The sequence below is a fragment of the Embleya sp. NPDC050154 genome, assembly GCF_044460165.1.
Classification (GTDB): Bacteria; Actinomycetota; Actinomycetes; order Streptomycetales; family Streptomycetaceae; genus Embleya.
On sequence record NZ_JBITJP010000005.1, the window covers coordinates 254,259 to 271,685 of the forward strand.

18 protein-coding genes are annotated in these 17,427 nt (G+C 72.0%); 6 read left to right on the plus strand and 12 right to left on the minus strand.

The window, feature by feature from the left end; genetic code table 11:
* Positions 1 to 220: 220 nt before the first annotated feature.
* Both sucB and lpdA read right to left on the minus strand, forming a co-directional pair.
* Positions 221 to 2,032: a 2-oxoglutarate dehydrogenase, E2 component, dihydrolipoamide succinyltransferase gene (gene sucB, locus ACIBSV_RS13105; protein WP_395862265.1), complete on the minus strand. Its 1,812-nt coding sequence runs from the start codon at positions 2,030 to 2,032 to the stop codon at positions 221 to 223.
* A gap of 71 nt (positions 2,033 to 2,103) precedes the next feature.
* Positions 2,104 to 3,492: a dihydrolipoyl dehydrogenase gene (gene lpdA / locus ACIBSV_RS13110; RefSeq protein WP_395862267.1), complete on the minus strand. Its 1,389-nt coding sequence runs from the start codon at positions 3,490 to 3,492 to the stop codon at positions 2,104 to 2,106.
* A gap of 275 nt (positions 3,493 to 3,767) precedes the next feature.
* On the opposite strand from lpdA, the gene ACIBSV_RS13115 reads away from it, so the two are divergent.
* Positions 3,768 to 4,091 (plus strand): hypothetical protein, encoded by a 324-nt coding sequence (locus tag ACIBSV_RS13115; RefSeq protein WP_395862269.1) that lies wholly within the window; start codon positions 3,768 to 3,770, stop codon positions 4,089 to 4,091.
* 147 nt (positions 4,092 to 4,238) lie between these two features.
* On the opposite strand, the gene ACIBSV_RS13120 is transcribed toward ACIBSV_RS13115, so the two are convergent.
* The 4 genes from ACIBSV_RS13120 to ACIBSV_RS13135 form a co-directional block, all read right to left on the minus strand.
* On the minus strand, positions 4,239 to 5,744 hold the full coding sequence (locus ACIBSV_RS13120) for a leucyl aminopeptidase (RefSeq protein WP_395862271.1): 1,506 nt from the start codon (positions 5,742 to 5,744) through the stop codon (positions 4,239 to 4,241).
* 157 nt (positions 5,745 to 5,901) lie between these two features.
* Positions 5,902 to 6,684 (minus strand): adenosylcobinamide-GDP ribazoletransferase, encoded by a 783-nt coding sequence (locus ACIBSV_RS13125; protein WP_395862273.1) that lies wholly within the window; start codon positions 6,682 to 6,684, stop codon positions 5,902 to 5,904.
* On the minus strand, positions 6,681 to 7,721 hold the full coding sequence (locus ACIBSV_RS13130; RefSeq protein ID WP_395862274.1) for a nicotinate-nucleotide--dimethylbenzimidazole phosphoribosyltransferase: 1,041 nt from the start codon (positions 7,719 to 7,721) through the stop codon (positions 6,681 to 6,683). Before ACIBSV_RS13130 ends, ACIBSV_RS13125 begins: the two co-directional genes overlap by 4 nt.
* 62 nt (positions 7,722 to 7,783) lie before the next feature.
* On the minus strand, positions 7,784 to 9,097 hold the full coding sequence (locus ACIBSV_RS13135; protein WP_395862276.1) for a bifunctional adenosylcobinamide kinase/adenosylcobinamide-phosphate guanylyltransferase: 1,314 nt from the start codon (positions 9,095 to 9,097) through the stop codon (positions 7,784 to 7,786).
* A gap of 93 nt (positions 9,098 to 9,190) precedes the next feature.
* Here ACIBSV_RS13135 and ACIBSV_RS13140 point away from each other — a divergent pair, with 93 nt between their 5' ends.
* Positions 9,191 to 9,397 (plus strand): hypothetical protein, encoded by a 207-nt coding sequence (locus ACIBSV_RS13140; RefSeq protein ID WP_395862278.1) that lies wholly within the window; start codon positions 9,191 to 9,193, stop codon positions 9,395 to 9,397.
* Positions 9,398 to 9,462: 65 nt separating this feature from the next.
* Here ACIBSV_RS13140 and ACIBSV_RS13145 read toward each other — a convergent pair whose 3' ends face one another.
* The 3 genes from ACIBSV_RS13145 to ACIBSV_RS13155 form a co-directional block, all read right to left on the minus strand.
* The gene (locus ACIBSV_RS13145; protein ID WP_395862280.1) at positions 9,463 to 10,461 is read right to left on the minus strand and encodes an aldo/keto reductase family protein; all 999 of its coding nucleotides are present in this window, start codon (positions 10,459 to 10,461) and stop codon (positions 9,463 to 9,465) included.
* Between the two features lie 80 nt (positions 10,462 to 10,541).
* On the minus strand, positions 10,542 to 11,312 hold the full coding sequence (locus tag ACIBSV_RS13150; protein ID WP_395862282.1) for a class I SAM-dependent methyltransferase: 771 nt from the start codon (positions 11,310 to 11,312) through the stop codon (positions 10,542 to 10,544).
* The gene (locus ACIBSV_RS13155) at positions 11,309 to 11,914 is read right to left on the minus strand and encodes a DUF3043 domain-containing protein (protein ID WP_395862284.1); all 606 of its coding nucleotides are present in this window, start codon (positions 11,912 to 11,914) and stop codon (positions 11,309 to 11,311) included. The genes ACIBSV_RS13150 and ACIBSV_RS13155 overlap by 4 nt, the downstream gene beginning before the upstream one ends.
* Before the next feature lie 187 nt (positions 11,915 to 12,101).
* Here ACIBSV_RS13155 and ACIBSV_RS13160 point away from each other — a divergent pair, with 187 nt between their 5' ends.
* Together ACIBSV_RS13160 and ACIBSV_RS13165 are read left to right on the plus strand one after the other, a co-directional pair.
* A complete protein-coding gene (locus ACIBSV_RS13160; protein WP_079026675.1) occupies positions 12,102 to 12,875 on the plus strand; it encodes a PspA/IM30 family protein in 774 nt (257 codons plus the stop codon).
* Positions 12,872 to 13,150 (plus strand): hypothetical protein, encoded by a 279-nt coding sequence (locus ACIBSV_RS13165; protein ID WP_395862286.1) that lies wholly within the window; start codon positions 12,872 to 12,874, stop codon positions 13,148 to 13,150. The genes ACIBSV_RS13160 and ACIBSV_RS13165 overlap by 4 nt, the downstream gene beginning before the upstream one ends.
* A gap of 76 nt (positions 13,151 to 13,226) precedes the next feature.
* Here the strand turns inward: ACIBSV_RS13165 and nadA are convergent, their stop codons facing one another.
* A complete protein-coding gene (nadA, locus tag ACIBSV_RS13170) occupies positions 13,227 to 14,462 on the minus strand; it encodes a quinolinate synthase NadA (protein WP_395862288.1) in 1,236 nt (411 codons plus the stop codon).
* 144 nt (positions 14,463 to 14,606) lie between these two features.
* Here nadA and ACIBSV_RS13175 point away from each other — a divergent pair, with 144 nt between their 5' ends.
* Positions 14,607 to 14,960, plus strand: a complete 354-nt coding sequence (locus ACIBSV_RS13175) for a HesB/IscA family protein (protein WP_395862290.1) — start codon at positions 14,607 to 14,609, stop codon at positions 14,958 to 14,960.
* Positions 14,961 to 15,069: 109 nt separating this feature from the next.
* Here the strand turns inward: ACIBSV_RS13175 and ACIBSV_RS13180 are convergent, their stop codons facing one another.
* Positions 15,070 to 15,738, minus strand: a complete 669-nt coding sequence (locus tag ACIBSV_RS13180; RefSeq protein ID WP_395862292.1) for a hypothetical protein — start codon at positions 15,736 to 15,738, stop codon at positions 15,070 to 15,072.
* 48 nt (positions 15,739 to 15,786) lie between these two features.
* Entirely contained in the window at positions 15,787 to 15,999 is a 213-nt protein-coding gene (locus ACIBSV_RS13185; RefSeq protein WP_395862294.1) for a hypothetical protein, read from the minus strand.
* A 180-nt stretch (positions 16,000 to 16,179) separates the two neighbouring features.
* Between ACIBSV_RS13185 and ACIBSV_RS13190 the strand changes: the two genes are divergently transcribed.
* On the plus strand, positions 16,180 to 17,157 hold the full coding sequence (locus tag ACIBSV_RS13190; RefSeq protein WP_395862296.1) for a carbohydrate kinase family protein: 978 nt from the start codon (positions 16,180 to 16,182) through the stop codon (positions 17,155 to 17,157).
* Positions 17,158 to 17,427: the final 270 nt, after the last annotated feature.

Consider the following 17,427-nt stretch of genomic DNA (forward strand, 5'->3'; position numbering starts at 1 on the left):
ACCGCCCTCGGGACGTGCCTGCCGCGGGGGGGGGGGCGCCCCCCCCCCGCGGGGGGGGCCCCCCCCCCCCCCCCCCCCCCCCCCCCCCCCCCCCCCCCGGGGGGCACCCCCGGCGGACAACCGGCGCCCGCCCCCCCCCCCCCACACCCCAGCGGGCCCCCCCCCCCCCCCCGGGGGGGGGGGGCGCCGGGGGGGGGCGCCCCCCCCCCCGCGGCGTGTCCTACAGGCCGAGGTCGCCCTCGAAGGCGCCTTCCTCCAGGCGGGTCTTCACCGTCTGCAGGAAGCGGGCCGCGTCCGCGCCGTCCACCAGACGGTGGTCGTAGGACAGGGCCAGGTACACCATCGAGCGGACCGCGATGACCTCGCCGAGCGTCGGGTCGTTGACCACGACCGGGCGCTTGACGACCGCGCCCGTGCCGAGCATCGCGACCTGCGGCTGCGGGAAGATCGGCGTGTCGAACAGCGCGCCGCGCGAACCGGTGTTGGTCAGCGTGAACGTACCGCCGGCCAGCTCGTCCGGGCTCACCTTGTTGGTGCGGGTGCGCTCGGCCAGGTCGGAGATCTTGCGCGAGAGGCCCGCGATGTTCAGGTCACCCGCGTTGTGGATGACCGGGACCATCAGGCCGCGGTCGGTGTCCACCGCGATCACCAGGTGCTCGGCGTCGTGGTAGGTGACCGTGCCCGCGTTCAGGTCCATCGACGCGTTCAGGACCGGGTGGACCTTGAGCGCCTCGACGGCCGCCTTGGCGAAGAACGGCATGAACGACAGCTTGACGCCCTCACGCGCCGCGAAGTCGTTCTTGGCCCGGTCGCGCAGGCGGGCGATGTTGGTGACGTCCACCTCCACGACCGTGGTGAGCTGGGCCGAGGTCTGCAGCGACTCGACCATGCGCTTGGCGATCACCGTGCGCATGCGCGAGAGCTTCTCGGTCCGACCGCGCAGCGGCGACGGCTCGATCGCAGCCGGGGCCTTGGCGGCGGGCGCGGCCGAGGCGGCGGCCGGAGCCGATGCCGCGGCGGCGGCCTGGGCCGCCTGCTGCTTGCGGGCCGTCTCCAGGACGTCCTGCTTGCGGATCCGACCACCGATGCCGGTGCCCGCGATCGAGCCCAGGTCCACGTTGTGCTCGGCGGCCAGCTTGCGCACCAGCGGCGTGACGTACGCGCCGTCGGCCTCGGCGGGCGGGGTGAGCTGCGCGGCCGGAGCCGGTGCGGCGGCGGCCGGAGCCGGAGCGGGCGCCGGAGCCGGCTTGGGCGCGGGCGCCTGGGCCGGAGCGGCGGGCGCCGGAGCGGGAGCCGGTGCGGCGGCGGCCGGAGCCGGAGCCTGCTGGGCCGGAGCCTGCTGGGCCGGTGCGGGCGCCGCCGGAGCGGGCGCCGCGGCCGGCGCGGAACCGGGCGCGCCGATGACGGCCAGCTCGGCGCCGACCTCCACCGTCTCGTCCTCGGCGACGCTGATCTTCAGCAGCACGCCGCCGATCGGCGCGGGGATCTCGGTGTCGACCTTGTCGGTCGAGACCTCCAGGAGCGGCTCGTCGGCCTCGACCGTGTCACCCTCCTGCTTGAGCCAGCGGGTGATGGTGCCCTCCTGCACGCTCTCGCCGAGCGCGGGCAGCAGCACCGGAGTGCCCTGCACGTCGCCGGCGGGTGCGGCCGGAGCCGCGGCCGGGGCGGGCTCCTGCGCGGCGGGCGCGGCCTCGGCGGGCGCGGCCGGAGCCGCCTCCTCCTGCGCCGGCGCGGCGGCCGAAGCCGCCTCCTCCTGCGCCGGCGTGGCGGCCGGAGCCGGCGCCGCGGCACCGGTGCCGTCGTCGATCACGGCCAGCTCGGCGCCGACGTCGACCGTGTCGTCTTCCTGGGCCTTGATGGACACCAGAATGCCGGCGGCGGGGGAGGGGATCTCGGTGTCGACCTTGTCGGTCGAGACCTCGAGCAGGGGCTCGTCCAGCTCGACGCGCTCACCCTCCTGCTTGAGCCAGCGGGTGATGGTGCCCTCCTGCACGCTCTCGCCGAGCGCGGGCAGTGTTACGGAGACCGGCATGGGTCAATGACTCCTTCTCAACGCTTCAAGGCGTGTGTCTTGGATGACGGGGCGCGATTGCGGGCGCGTCGTCAGTCGTGGACGTGCAGGGGCTTGCCCGCCAACGCGAGGTGGGCCTCGCCAAGCGCCTCGGACTGCGTCGGGTGCGGGTGGATGAGCTGGGCGACCTCGGCCGGCAGGGCCTCCCAGTTGTAGATCAGCTGGGCTTCCGAGGTCAGTTCGCCCATGCGGGCGCCGACCATGTGGATGCCGACGACCGGGCCGTCCTTGACCGAGACGACCTTGACCTGGCCGGTCGTCTTGAGGATCTGGCTCTTGCCGTTGCCGCCGAGGCTGTAGCTGATCGTGGCGAGCTTGTCCGAGCCGTAGCGCTCGACCGCCTGCGCCTCGGTGAGGCCGACCGAGGCCACCTCCGGGTCGCAGTAGGTCACGCGCGGCACGCCCGCGTAGTCGATCGGCACCGGGTTCAGTCCGGCGATCCGCTCGGCGACCAGAATGCCCTCGCCGAAACCGACGTGGGCGAGCTGAAGGGTGGGGATGAGGTCGCCCACGGCGGAGATGGTCGGCACGTTGGTGGCGCAGTACTCGTCCACCAGGACGTAACCGCGATCCATCGCGACGCCGGCCTCCTCGTAGCCCAGGCCCGCCGAGACCGGGCCGCGACCGACGGCGACGAGCAGCAGCTCGGCCTCGATCTGCTTGCCGTTCTCCAGCGAGACCCGCACGCCCGCGTCGGTGTACTCGACACCGGCGAAGCGCGCGCCGAGCTCGAACTTGATGCCGCGACGGCGGAAGGCGCGCTCCAGGAGCTTGCTGCTCGCCTCGTCCTCCAGCGCCACCAGGTGCGGCAGCGCCTCGACGATGGTTACGTCCACACCGAAGGACTTCCAGGCGCTGGCGAACTCGACGCCGATCACACCGCCGCCCAGCACCACCGCGGACTGCGGGACCCGGTCGAGCACGAGCGCGTGGTCGCTGTTGATCACGCGGTTGCCGTCGATCTCCAGGCCCGGCAGCGACTTGGGCACCGAGCCGGTCGCGAGTACCACGTGTCGACCCTCGTAGCGCTGCCCGTTCACCTCGACCGCGGTCGGCGACACGAGCTTGCCTGCGCCCTCGACGACGGTGATGTTGCGGCTCTTGATCAGTCCGGTCAGGCCCTTGAACAGGCGCGAGATGACGCCGTCCTTGTAAGCGTGCACGGCTGCGATGTCGATGCCGTCGAACGTCGACTTGACGCCGAACTGCTCGCTCTCACGAGTCTGGTCCGCGACCTCGCCCGCGTGCAGCAGGGCCTTGGTCGGGATGCAGCCGTTGTGCAGACACGTGCCGCCGAGCTTGCCCTTTTCGATGAGGACGACCCGCATACCGAGTTCGGCCGCGCGAAGGGCGCACGCATAGCCGCCGCTCCCGCCTCCGAGAATGACTACATCGAAAACGGCTCCGGCGTCGTTCGCCACGTCACGTCCTCCTGTGATTGCGATGCCCACCCGCGCGGGACGCGGCGGGGAGCACCCCCTTCTTGTGGAAGGTCTCAAGTGCCGGTACAACATCCTCCCACTTGTCGGGAGCGGCCGAGCACTCCGCCCCGGTGTTGCCTGTCCCACAAGGGCGGGGCGGAAATGGCGGACCGGGGGCACAACGTGTCGTCGTGACTCGTTGTTCCGACACGAACGCGACCGCCGACCCCGGACGGACGCGGATGACATGCGCGTACGACAGGAAGGAAATCCCCGTGGGGTTGTTCCGACGCAAACGCGGTGCCGGCGCGGACGCGCCCGACCGCAGGCAGGCCGCTGCCGCGGCCGCGCACCTGAGCGAGTTCGCGCGCAGCCGCAAGGGAGTCGAGGCGTACATCGAGCCGGTGACCACCCTGAGCGGAACGACGGTGGTGTTCATCGCCGACACCGGGGAGTGGACCCGACGCCGGGTCGTCGACCCCGGCGCCGCGCGCACGCTCGCGCGCAAGCTCGGCATCCCGGTCTACGAGGCGGCGCTGGTGGGCTACCCGAAGCGGATGCGCGAGTGGACCCGCCGGCAGTCCGGCGAGGGATCCTGAGCGATCCGGGTCCGAGCGATCCGGGTCCACCCGGATCGGGTTCGGCCGGGGCGCCTGCGTGCCCCGGCCGAACCGGTCGAACCGGGATCGAGTCGGATCGAGTCGGATCGAACCCACCGGACCGCACCGGTCCCGGTGAGCGCGGAATCAGATCCGGTTGTCCGCGACGTCCTGCGCGACCTGGAGCAGCGAGCGCACCGCGACACCGGTGCCGCCCTTGGGCCGGTAGCCGGCGGCCTCGCCCTCGTGGAACGCGGGGCCCGCGATGTCCAGGTGCGCCCAACTGACGCCCTCGGCCACGAACTCCTGGAGGAAGAGACCGGCCACCAGGCCGCCACCCATCCGCGAGCCCATGTTCTTGATGTCGGCGATCGGCGAGTCCATCGACTTGCGCAGCTCGGTCGGCAGCGGCATCGGCCAGGCCGGCTCGCCCGCGCGCGTCGCGGCGTCGTGCACGGCGCCGCGGAACGTGTCGTCGTTCGACATGATCCCGTACATGTCGTTGCCCAGCGCGACCATCATCGCGCCGGTCAGCGTCGCCACGTCGATCAGCATCTGCGGCGACTCCTCGCACGCGCGCGTGATCGCGTCGGCGAGCACCAGCCGGCCCTCGGCGTCGGTGTTGAGCACCTCGACCGTGCGACCGCCGTACATGCGCAGCACGTCGCCGGGACGGGTCGCGGTGCCGGAAGGCATGTTCTCGGCCAGCGCGAGCCAGCCGGTCACGTTGACCTCCAGGCCCAGCCGCGCCACCGCCGCGACCGCGCCCAGTACGGCCGCCGCGCCGCCCATGTCCATCTTCATCGTCTCGTTGGCGCCGGCCGGCTTGAGCGAGATGCCGCCCGAGTCGTAGGTGATGCCCTTGCCCACCAGCGCGATGGTGCGCTTGGCCTTGGGGTGCGTGTAGCCCAGGCGGACCAGGCGCGGCTTGCTCGCCGAGCCCTGGCCCACGCCCAGGATGCCGCCGAAGCCGCCCTTGGCGAGCGCCTTGTCGTCGAGCACCTCGACCTTGAAGCCGGCGTTCTTGCCGGTGTCCACCGCGATCGCGGCGAAGTCCTTCGGGTTGAGGTCGTTCGGCGGGGTGTTCACCAGGTCACGGGCCTGGTTGACGCTCTGCGCGGTGATCGCGGCGCGCTCGACGGCGGCCTTGGCGGCCTTGTCCCGGCCCTTGATGCCGAGCAGCACGACGTCCTTGACCGCGTCCTTGCGGCCCTCGCGGGACTTCTCCCGGTAGGTCTCGAACGAGTAGGCGCCGAGCAGCACGCCCTCCCCGAACGCACCGATCGCCTCCGCACCGGCGAGCGGCAGGGCGACGCCCGCCTTCTTGACACCGGCGAGCGCCCGGGCGACGTTGCCGCCGGCGCGGCGCAGCGTGTCGTGGGTGAAGCCGTCGGCGGGCTGCTCGCCCAAACCGACCACGAGCACCAGTGGGGCCTTGGCCGCGCCGAAGGTCGGCACGCGGTGTAGTTCGCCCTCGGCGCCGGTGGCGTCGAGCGCGGACAGGGTGTCGGTGAGCCGGCCGTCGAACGCCGCGGCGACGCTTTCGGCGCCCGCGGCGAGGACGGCACCGTCCTCACCCTTGACGGTGCCGATCACGAGCACGTCGGCGCGCAGGGAAAGGGCCGCGGTGGAGCCGATACTCAGTGTGGTCACGAGGATCCTGTCTCTCATCTCTCGGGGGTGCTGAGTGCCCGCACGATCGGTGGGGCACCGACGCGGCGATCCTTGCTCGGGATGCCTCGTCGAGCGGTGACGAGCCGTATGGAAGATACGTTCGCCTTCAGCATTTCACGCCTTCCCGGCAAACATCTCAGCCAGTGGACACGACCACCAGGACGACGCACCCGCACACCTCCACGACGGCGCCCAGGACATCGCCGGTGATCCCGCCGAATCGGCGGGTGGTGTGCCGCAACAGCAGTGCGCAGGCGGCGAGTCCGGCGGCCGCGGCGCCGAACGCGCGCAGCGCTTCGATCGGGCCCTGGAGCACGCCGTACAACCCGGCCGCGCCGAGCAGGACCAGCGACCACACGACGAGCACCCCGCGCCCGACCGTGCCCGCGACCATCGCGCCGAGCCCCTCCGGCCGCGCGGACGGTACGCCGGGGCCGCACGCGATGGACAGCGCCACGCGGCCGGTCACCGCGGCCAGCACCAGAGCGGCCGCGGCCGGCCCGGGGCCGTCGTGCTGGAGGCGGACCAGCGCGCCGGTCTCGACGAGCACCAGGAACAGCAGGCTCAGCACCCCGAAGGGGCCGATGTCGGACGCCTTCATGATCCGCAGCGCGTCCGGCGCGGGCTTGGCCGAGCCGAGACCGTCGGCGGTGTCGGCCAAGCCGTCCAGATGCAGGCCGCGGGTGAGCAGCGCCAGGGTGCCGACCGCGAGCGCCGCCGCGGTGAGCGCGCCGGTGCCCGCCCGTTCGGCCAGCGCGAGCACCCCGGCGGCGAGGCCGCCCAGGACCAGGCCGACCAGCGGCGCGCACGCCATCGCGCGGCCCGCCACCGGGCGATCCACCCGCTCCACCCGGACCGGGATCACCGACAACATGCCGAACGCCAGGCGCAGTCCGGCCGAGGTGGTGCCCGGGCTCACGGGGTGGGGTGCACCCGGGCCACCAGGTCGACCGCCGCGCGCAGCACCGGCAGCGCGAGCAGCGCGCCGACCGCCTCGCCGCCGCGCACCCGGTAGTCCAGCACCGGTTCCAGCGCGAGCCGGTCCAGCGCCTTGACGTGGCCCGGCTCCGGCGTGACGTGGCCGGCCAGCCACCAGTCCGGGGAGCGGTACGAGATCCGCTGGGCGACCAGCGCGGACGCGGCGGTGGCCACGTCGTCCAGCAGCACCGGGGTGCGCCGGATCGAGCACTGGAGCAGGAATCCGGTCATCGCCGCGAAGTCGGCCCCGCCGGACACGCCGAGCAGCCGCATCGGGTCGCCCAGCACCGGCCGCGCCCGACGCAGCGCGTCGCGGATCGTGGCGCACTTGCGGATCCAGGTCGCGTCGTCGATGCCGGAGCCGCGACCGATCACGGCCGCGGCGTCCATGCCGGTCAGCGCGCCGATCAGGACCGCCGCCGGGGTGGACGCGGCGGCGCCCAACGAGCCGAGCAGCAGCAGGTCGGCGCCCGAGTCGATCTCCGTGTCGGCGGTGGCCATGCCGACCGCGAACGCGCGCTCGACCTCGCCGGGGGCGAGTGCGTCGGCGGTGTCCACCGGCGCGGACGCGCGGCGGATCCGATCCCGCGAGACCTGCTCGGGGAACGCGTCGGGCTCGGCGTCGACGGCGATGTCGACGATCTTGATCGGCGCGTCCAGACCGGCCGCGAACGTGGCCGCGGTCGAGGTGCCCGCCAGCGTGGCCCGGACCTGGCGCGCGGTCCAGCCGGGGCGGCGGACCGACACGTCGTGGGCGGCGACGCCGTGGTCGGCGGCGAAGAGCACGACCCGGGGGGCGCCGATCGGCGTGGTGGTCTTGCCGCCTCGGACCGAGGCGAACCAGATCGCGAGGTCTTCGAGTCGGCCGTAGGCGTTCGGCGCGCCCGCGACGGCGAGGAGGTGTTCGCGCACGCGGGCGCGGGCGTCGTCGTCGGGGCGCTCCACCCGGGCGGCCAGGGAGTCGAGGTCGATGCTCACCAGGTCAGGGTAGTTGTGCGGGCCCGGGCCCGTGGCGCGGGCGGCCCGGTTGCCTCGACCGGTCAGGACGCCGCGTGCTTCGCGCGGCGCGGGAGGCTGCGCAGAGTGAGGACCTGGCCGGCCACGACGAGCAGGACCTCGTCGGATTCGCCGGCGACGACGGCGTTGAGTCGGCCCAGTTCGTCCCGGAAGCGGCGTCCGGCGGGGGTCGGTGGGACCACGCCGCTGCCGACCTCGTTGCTGACGCCGACCACCGGGACGCGGCACGCGCGCCACGCGGCGGCCAGCGCGCCGACCTCGGCGCGTACCGCCTCGCGCGCGCCCGCCGCCCATCGGGCGTCGTCCCACGCGTCGTGCGCGTCCATCACCGCGGTCAACCACAGCGACAGGCAGTCCACCAGGAGCGGCTGCCGGGCCTGGGCGAGCAGCCCGGTCAGCTCGACCGTCTCGGCGGTGCGCCAGCTGTCCGGGCGTCGTTCGCGGTGCAGGGCGACCCGTTCGGCCCATTCGGCGTCACCCTCTCGGGTGCCGCCGGTGGCCACGTAGAGCACGTCCGGGCAGGCCGCCAGGCGCCGTTCGGCCTCGGCCGACTTGCCCGAGCGGGCGCCGCCCAGGACCAGCGTGCGATGCGGGCGCGGGGTGGGCGAGGGGTCCGCGCCGACCCGGACGAGACCGCCGTCCGGCACCGCGCGAGCCCCCCACGCGGCGAGCCGGCGGTGCAACTCCTCGCCGGGTGGCGACTCGTGCGACAGGTGCACCGCGAGCACGTCGGTGTCCTCGGTGACCGCGCCGTCGCGGCGCAGCGTGGCCAGCCGCTCCGGCCACGAGACCACGTCCAGGAGCACCACGTCGTAGTGCCCGCCCTCGCGCGTCCAGGCCCGGGTGGCCTCCGCCTCGGGCGGCAGCGTCGAGGGCGGCGCGTACAGCAGTCGCGTCCCGTCCGCGCCGGTCACCTCGTACGCGACCCGCCCGGGGGTGCCGCCGGGAAGTACGCGTATTCGGTGCTCGTCCAGCTCGAAGGCGTCCCCCTCGGCCACCTGCCGCCAGTGCGGTCCGCCCGCCGACGGCGCGGGCAGCCAGGGCGGCGGCCCGGACGGCGCGGCCACCTCGGCCAGCCCGGCGGCGGGCAACCAGGCCAGTGGCGCGGACTCGGCCGGCCCGCTCAACAACAGGCGGCGCACCCCGGTGAGCGGGTGTCCGGCGCGGGCGGCCGCGTGCGCGGGCTCGGGGCCGCAGTCCAGCAGCAGCGTGCCGTCCAGCAGCACGCACGCCGGTCCGCGCACCACGGGACCGGTGCACCCCAGACACGAGGCACAGGTGCAGAACGGCTGGGGCCAGCCCTTGGGACCGGCCGTGCCGAGCAGCGTCAGCTCCATGGGTGTCGTCGTGCTCCTGGCTATGAGGTGGTCGGGCTTGATCTACTGTGCAGGTCTTTTGACGGTCCGAGATCCCGAGGTGAGGAGCCCGACATGTCGTGGGTGTGGCGGTATGAGGACGCGGACGGTGCCCCGGTCGAGGGACCGCAGGCGGAGGACTTCACCAACCAGTCGGACGCGGAGAGCTGGCTCGGCGAGACCTGGAAGGACCTGCTCGAGGCGGGCATCGAACAGGTGAGCCTGCTCGAGGACGACGCCGTCGTGTACGAGCACATGAGCCTGCGCGCCGCCGAGGGCTGAGCAGGCGCGCTCGAACGGATCGGGGGCGCGGCCGACGCCGCGCCCCCGATCGTCTCGAGCGGGTGCTACGGACGCGTCGCCGGGCTCACGGTGAGCGCCGGGTCGCGGCTGACCACCGGGTCCAGGATCACGTCGATCTTGGTCAGCAGACCCTCGTCCAGCGTGACGCCGGCCGCCTTGACGTTCTCGTGCACCTGCTCCGGCCGGGACGCGCCGATGATCGCGGCGGACACGTTCGGGTTCTGCAGCACCCACGCGACGGCGAGCTGGGCGAGCGACAGGCCCGCCTCGTCGGCCAGCGGGCGCAGCTGCTGCACCCGGGTGAGCACGTCGTCGGTGAGCATCCGGGAGACGAAGTCCTGGCCGCCCTTGTCGTCGGTGGCGCGCGACCCGGCCGGCGGCGGCTGCCCGGGCAGGTACTTGCCGGTGAGCACGCCCTGGGCGATCGGCGACCAGACGATCTGCCCGAGCCCGAGCTCCTCGGAGGTCGGCACCACCTCGGCCTCGATCACCCGCCACAACATCGAGTACTGCGGCTGGTTCGAGATCAGCGGCACGCGCAGCTCACGGGCGAGTTCGGCACCCGCGCGGATCTGCTCGGCGTTCCACTCGGAGACGCCGATGTACAGCGCCTTGCCGGCCCGGACCACGTCCGCGAAGGCCAGCATCGTCTCTTCCAGCGGCGTCTCGTGGTCGAACCGGTGCGCCTGGTACAGGTCGACGTAGTCGGTGCCCAGCCGGGACAGCGAACCGTCGATCGACTCCAGGATGTGCTTGCGCGACAGACCCCGGTCGTTGCGACCGGGGCCGGTGGGCCAGTAGACCTTGGTGAAGATCTCCAGGCCCTCGCGGCGCTCACCCTTGAGCGCGCGACCCAGCACCGATTCCGCACGCGTCTCCGCGTACACGTCGGCGGTGTCGAACGTGGTGATCCCGCAGTCGAGCGCGGCCCGCACACACGCGAGCGCGGCGTCCTCTTCCACCTGGGAGCCGTGGGTGAGCCAGTTGCCGTACGCGATCTCGCTGATGACGAGGCCGCTGCGGCCGAGGTGTCGGAAGTCCATGCGAACACCCTATGTCGGACACCGACGCGACGATCGGCCGCACCACCGCCCCCACCGGCCACAGGTGTCCGGGGCGCTTCCTAGCGCACCGTCTTCTCGCCGACCAGGTGCAGGACCGGCGCGATCAGCCGGTACGGGTCGCGCCGGGACGCGTCCTCCTCGCAGGCCAGCAGGTTCGTCCACGCCTTCTGGCCGCGCGGCGGCTCGGCGTCGTCGGGCTGGAGGCCGCTGAAGACGCCCACGCCGTACCAGTCGAGCACCGGCGCGCCCAGATCCGCGAGCACCGTACACAGGCCCTCGACGGTGTCCGCGCGCAACGTACCGCCGGCGGGGTTGGGGTACGTGGTCGCGGACAGGCCCTTGAGCGTCGCCGTCCACTGGGCCGCGGCGCCCGCGCGCATCGCCAGCGAGCCGGCGTTGCGCGAGGTGATCGAGATCAGACCGCCCTGGGTCATCATCCGGGCCAGCGCGGCGAGCATGCCGTCCGGCTCGGGCTGCGCCTCCAGCACGTCGTGGCACAGCGCCAGGTCGAAGCTGCCCGGCGGGAAGTGCCGGCCGGCCTCGGCGCCGTCGCCCTCCACCAGCCGGATCCGCCCCTGCACGTCGGCCGACTCCTGGGCCAGGTCCTCGTGCAGTCGGGTGAGCACATCGGTGTCGGTGTTCACCGAGGTGACGATGTGTCCGGCGCGGGCGAGCAGTATGCCGGGCGACGCGGGCCCGCAGCCGACGTCGAGCACCCGCAGGGGGCCCCGGTCGCGCAGCCGTGTCATGTGCTCGGCCAGTTGGCGGGCCACCAATTCGCGACGCACCTGCGTGTGCAGGTCGCCGGTCAGCCCGGTGATCGTGGTCATGCCACCTTCTCGCCTCGTTTGACCTGCGGCTTGGGCAGCCGCAGCCGACGGAGCTGGAGAGAGCGCATCAGCGCGTAGGGCGTGAGGCCCTTGAGGTTCTCCTTGGGGAACTTCGCCCGCAGCGCCTTCTTCATGCCCAGGTTGACTCGGATGGAGTCGAGGATGATCAGCAGGATCACCGCGATCCACAGGAACAGCGAGAAGTTCTTCACCGCCAGGCTGGGCAGAATGCTCAGGATCAGGATGATCACGGCGGAGGGCAGGAAGAACTCGCCGACCGTGTAGCGCGCGTCGACGTAGTCACGGGCGAACCGGCGCAGCGGTCCGCGGTCCCGGGCCGGCAGCGCCCGCTCGTCGCCGGTCAGCAGCGCCTGGCGCTGGGCCTCGCGCTCCTCGCGCATCCGCATCCGAGCCTGCTTGCGGGCCTGCTTGGGGTCCTTGGCGACGGACACCTTGGTCTTGCGGTTGGCCTGGGCGTCGCTGCGCTTGGGCGTGGGCCGGCCCTTGGGCGCCTGGGGGTCACGGACGGCCTGCGAACCCTGGGAACGCTCCAGGGACTGCTCGGCGGTCTCGGGCTCTGCGTGGGAACGTCGTCGGAACACCCTCAAAGCCTACGTGTTCGAGGTCGCGGACATTTCAAGGCTCCCCGGATCCGGTGCGAGGGGGATGCGGAACTCTCGCGGGCGGGAACACGTCAAGTGAGGCAAAGCCCTGCTGCCACAAGGTCGCTTGGGCATTTAGGCTTCAGGGAGCAGCACGGGTTGCCTACGAAGGGGGCACGCGAGGCCCATGAGCGGTGTAATGAAGCGAATGGCGATGATCTTCCGCGCGAAGGCCAACAAGGCCCTCGACAAGGCCGAGGATCCACGCGAGATGCTCGACTACTCGTACCAGAAACAACTTGAGCTGTTGCAGAAGGTACGTCGGGGCGTGGCCGATGTGGCGACCTCCCGCAAGCGGCTCGAATTGCAGATGACCGGTCTGCAGCAGCAGTCGGGCAAGCTCGAGGACCAGGGCCGCAAGGCGCTGGCGCTCGGTCGCGAGGATCTGGCCCGCGAGGCGCTCATGCGCCGCTCGGGTGTGCAGCAGCAGATCTCGGACCTCGGTACCCAACACCAGAACCTCCAGGCGGAGGAGGAGAAGCTCGTCCTGGCCTCGCAGCGACTGCAGGCCAAGGTGGACGCGTTCCGTACCCGCAAGGAGACGATCAAGGCGACCTACACGGCCGCCGAGGCCCAGGCGCGGATCGGTGGCGCGGTCGCCGGCATCTCCGAGGAGATGGGCGACGTCGGGCTCGCGATCCAGCGGGCCGAGGACAAGACCGCGCAGATGCAGGCCCGGGCGGGTGCGATCGACGAGCTGCTCGCCTCGGGCGCGCTCGACGACCCGACCGGGATGGCGAAGGACGACATCACCGCGGAGCTGGAGCGTTTGTCCAGCACGTCGGACGTGGAACTGGAGCTGGAGCGGATGAAGGCCGAGCTCTCCGGTGGCACCCCGCCGCCGGCGATCGGCCCCGGACAGCCCCGGCCGCGTTTCGACAAGCAGGGAGACGGCACATGATCGTTCGGATCGTGGGTGAGGGCCAGCTCGATGTCGCGGCGGAGCACCTGGATGTGCTCAATCGCTTCGACGACGAGCTTCAGGCCGCGATCGACGGCGGCGACGACGCCGCCTTCCGCGCGGCGCTGACGGCGCTCCTGTCCAAGGTCCGAGAGGTCGGCACCGCGGTGCCGGATGACGAGATCGTGCCCTCGGACCTGCTGTTGCCGGCCGAGGACGCCCATGTGGACGAGGTCAGGAAGATGCTGAGCGCGGACGGTCTGATCCCGGGCTGACGCGACTACCGCTCCTCCGTGCTGCGTGTGGGCGGTGTGCCCCGGGGACTCCCGGAGCACACCGCCCGCTCACGTGTTACGGCAGTGCCAGCATGCGGTCGAGCGCGACCTTCGCGAACTTCTCGGTCTCCGCGTCCACCCGGATCCGGTTGACCACGTTGCCCTCGACCAGCGACTCCAGGGTCCACACCAGGTGGGGCAGGTCGATCCGGTTCATCGTCGAGCAGAAGCACACCGTCTTGTCCAGGAAGACGACCTGCTTGTCGGGATGCGCCGCGGCCACCCGGCGGACCAGGTTGAGCTCGGTCCCGATCGCCCACGCCGAACCCGGCTCGGCCGCGTCCAGCGTGTTGATGATGTATTCGGTCGAGCCGACGTAGTCGGCCGCGGTCACCACCTCGTGCCGGCACTCCGGGTGCACGAGCACGTTGACCCCGGGGATCCGGGCCCGTACGTCCTCGACCGAGCTCACGTCGAACCGCCCGTGCACCGAGCAGTGCCCGCGCCACAGGATCATCTTGGCCGCACGCAACTGCTCGCGGGTCAGGCCGCCGTTCGGCTTGTGCGGGTTGTAGAGCACGCAGTCATCGAGGCCCAGCCCCAGCTCCAGCACCGCGGTGTTGCGACCCAGGTGCTGGTCGGGCAGGAACAGCACCTTCTCGCCCTGTTCGAAGGCCCAGTCCAGGGCGCGCCGGGCGTTGGAGGACGTACATATCGTGCCGCCGTTGCGGCCGGTGAACGCCTTGATGTCGGCCGACGAGTTCATGTACGAGACCGGCACGGTCACATCCGCGATGCCCGCGTCGGCGAGCACGTCCCAGCACTCCTCGACCTGCTCCGACGTGGCCATGTCGGCCATCGAGCAGCCCGCGGCCAGGTCCGGCAGGATCACCTGCTGCTCGTCGGAGGTGAGGATGTCCGCGCTCTCGGCCATGAAGTGCACACCGCAGAAGACGATGTACGGCGCGTCCGGACGGGCCGCCGCCTCACGCGCGAGCTTGAACGAGTCGCCGGTCACGTCGGCGAACTCGATCACCTCGTCGCGCTGGTAGTGGTGGCCCAGGATGAAGACCCGGTCGCCGAGCCGCTCCTTGGCCGCGCGGGCCCTGGCCACCAGGTTCGGGTCGGACGGCGACGGCAGGTCGCCGGGACACTCGACGCCCCGTTCGCTGCGCGGGTCGGCGGCGCGTCCGAGCATGAGCAGCGCGAGCGGCGTCGGCTGCACCCCCGGCGGCAGGTCCAGATCGTGTGTCGCGGTCACGGCGCGCACCTCTTCTCGTCTACTTGACACTAATAATCCTATCCTGTTCATGTCAGGTTGACGAGAGTGGGGGTGTGCGACCATGAGTAAAACGCGAGGGCCCGAAGCATGATGTGGGAATAGGGCCGAGCCACCATCGGTTGCCGACGGTGGAAGTGGCGTACGAATGTCGAACCACCACGTGGGAGCTTGCAGATGACTGTCCAGGACGAGACCACCAAGACCGGTGGCATCCTCCTCAGCGATGAGGCGGCGGCCAAGGTCAAGACTCTGCTGGAGCAAGAGGGTCGCGACGATCTCGCGCTGCGCGTGGCCGTCCAGCCCGGCGGTTGTTCCGGCATGCGGTACCAGCTGTTCTTCGACGAGCGCTCGCTCGACGGCGACGTGGTGGCCGACTTCGGCGGCGTCTCGGTCGTCACCGACCGGATGAGCTCGCCGTACCTGAGCGGCGCGACCATCGATTTCGTCGACACGATCGAGAAGCAGGGCTTCACGATCGACAACCCGAACGCGGCCGGCTCCTGCGCGTGCGGCGACTCGTTCCACTGACGTCTCGCGACTGATCGGTCGCGACGCACCCCGCTCGACGACGACGCCGCGCCGACCCCTTCCGGGTCGGCGCGGCGTCGTCGTGTGCGGGCTCGGAGAGGTCCTCGGGTCAGCCGGTGGAGAAGGGCTTGCCACCCGGCGTGACGGGTGCGCCGGTCTCGGCGTCGACGAGCGTGCGGGTGCCCAGCGGTGTGGGAAGGGTCACGTTCACCTTGTTCTCCACGGCCATCTCCGTGCACACGTCGCCGGTGCGGGTGGTCTCCACGCGGATGGCGACCTGCGTCGCCGACTCGCTCGCGATCACCAGGCGGTTGGTCTCGCACTGGCCGCCCCACAACCAGGCGGTCAGCGTGCGGCCGTCCGGGGCCAGCGTGTAGCGGCTGAACCGGGTGTTGTCCTGGGCGGGGTAGTAGGTGTGCGGAGGGCCCGTGGGCAGGTTGGGCGAGGACGTCGAGGTGTCCGGGCCGGCGGCGTTGTCGCCGGCGGCGGGAGCGCCGGGTCGGGCCTGGGCGCCTCCGCCGGGCTCTGTGGCTCCGCTCGGCTGCTGCGCGGCTGCGCCCGGCCGGGTGTCCCCGCCGGTCGGGGCGCCGGGTTCGACCGGCGCGCCGGCGCCGGGGTCGGCGGTGGTCGAGCGGGGGGATTCCTCGCCGCCGAGCACCGCCCAGGTGCCGCCGCCCACGCCGAGCACCGCGACGATCGCGAGCCCGACGATCAACGGCCGCCGGCGTGCGGTGGGTTCGGGTCGAATTCCTTCGTCGTGCTCACCGTGTGTACGCATGACGATTCGACGCGGCCGGCGCCGGGGCGGTTCCCCTCGGGGTGTCGGTCAGTCGCCGTACTCGGACATGCCCGCGACCAGGGTCGCGCCGTGCGCGGGGACGTCGGTGGCGGGGGCGTGCGAACCGGCGGGCGCGGCCTTGATCGGCGTGCGCTCCGGGCCCGGGGTGGTCCACGACGCGTCGATGTGACGGCAGTCACCGCGCAGGTCCTCGAGCGTCTCGGGCTCGGCCTGCGACGGCATCACGGGCATCGGGGACATTTCACGACTCCTTGTACTGGGGATCCCCAGAGTAGGTCGCACGGAGCGTGACGGCACGGTGTACCGACCGGTAGTTTTCACAGGGCCGCCAGAGTGCGGTGGGATAACGTGTGCGAGTTTCCCCCCTCTCGTACACCCCGTACGTCACCCCTCCCCGTACTCCACTAGGAGACACGCGCCATGCGCATTGCCGTGACCGGGTCGATCGCCACCGACCATCTGATGACGTTCCCGGGTCGGTTCTCCGACCAGCTCGTCTCGGACAAGCTGCACGTGGTCTCGCTGTCCTTCCTCGTCGACAAGCTGGACATCCGGCGCGGCGGCGTGGCGCCGAACATCTGCTTCGGGATGGGCTGTCTGGGGCTGTCGCCGATCCTGGTCGGCGCCGCCGGGGCAGACTTCGTCGACTACCGGTCGTGGTTGGACCGGCACCACGTGGACACCGAGTCCGTGCACATCTCGCCGACGCATCACACCGCGCGGTTCGTCTGCACGACGGACGAGGAACACAACCAGATCGCGTCCTTCTATACGGGTGCGATGAGCGAGGCGCGGGAGATCGAACTTCGGCCGGTGGCCGACCGTGTCGGCGGGCTGGACCTGGTCGTGATCGGTGCGAACGACCCCGAGGCGATGTTGCGGCACAGCGACGAATGCCGGGACCGGGGCTACCCGTTCGCGGCGGACCCCTCGCAGCAGTTGGCCCGGATGGACGGCGAGGACATCCGGCGGCTCATCGACGGTGCGGCGTACCTGCTCACGAACGAGTACGAGAGCGCGCTGATCGTGCAGAAGAGCGGCTGGTCCGAGGCGGACATCCTGAAGAAGGTCGGCGTCCGGGTCACCACGCTCGGTTCGAGCGGGGTCAAGGTCGAGCAGGCGGGCGAGGAGACGATCGTCGTGCCTTGTCCCGCGGAGGACGCCAAGGTCGACCCGACGGGTGTGGGGGACGGGTTCCGGGCCGGGTTCCTGTCGGGGATCTCGTGGGGGTTGTCGCTGGAGCGGGCGGCGCAGGTGGGGAACATGGTGGCGACGTTGGTGATCGAGACGGTCGGTACGCAGGAGTACACGTTGCGGCGGGCCTCGTTCCTGGGACGGTTTGCTGCCGCGTATGGGGATGTTGCTGCGGCTGAGGTTTCGGCGCACGTTCCGATCTGAACCCGGCCTCCGGGTGGTGGTTGGCCTCAAGCGCCCGGCCGGGCTGAGTTGGCCTCAAGCGCCGGCCGGGCTGAGTGGCCTCAAGCGCCGGCCGGGCTGAGTGGCCTCAAGCGCCGGCCGGGCTGAGTGGCCTCAAGCGCCGCACGGGCTGGGTGGCCTCAAACGCCGGCCGGGCTGGGTGGCCTCAAGCGCCGGCCGGGCTATGTGGCCTCAAGCGCCGGCCGGGCTGGTGTGCTCAAGCGTTGGCCGGGCTGGTGTGCTCAGGCGCCG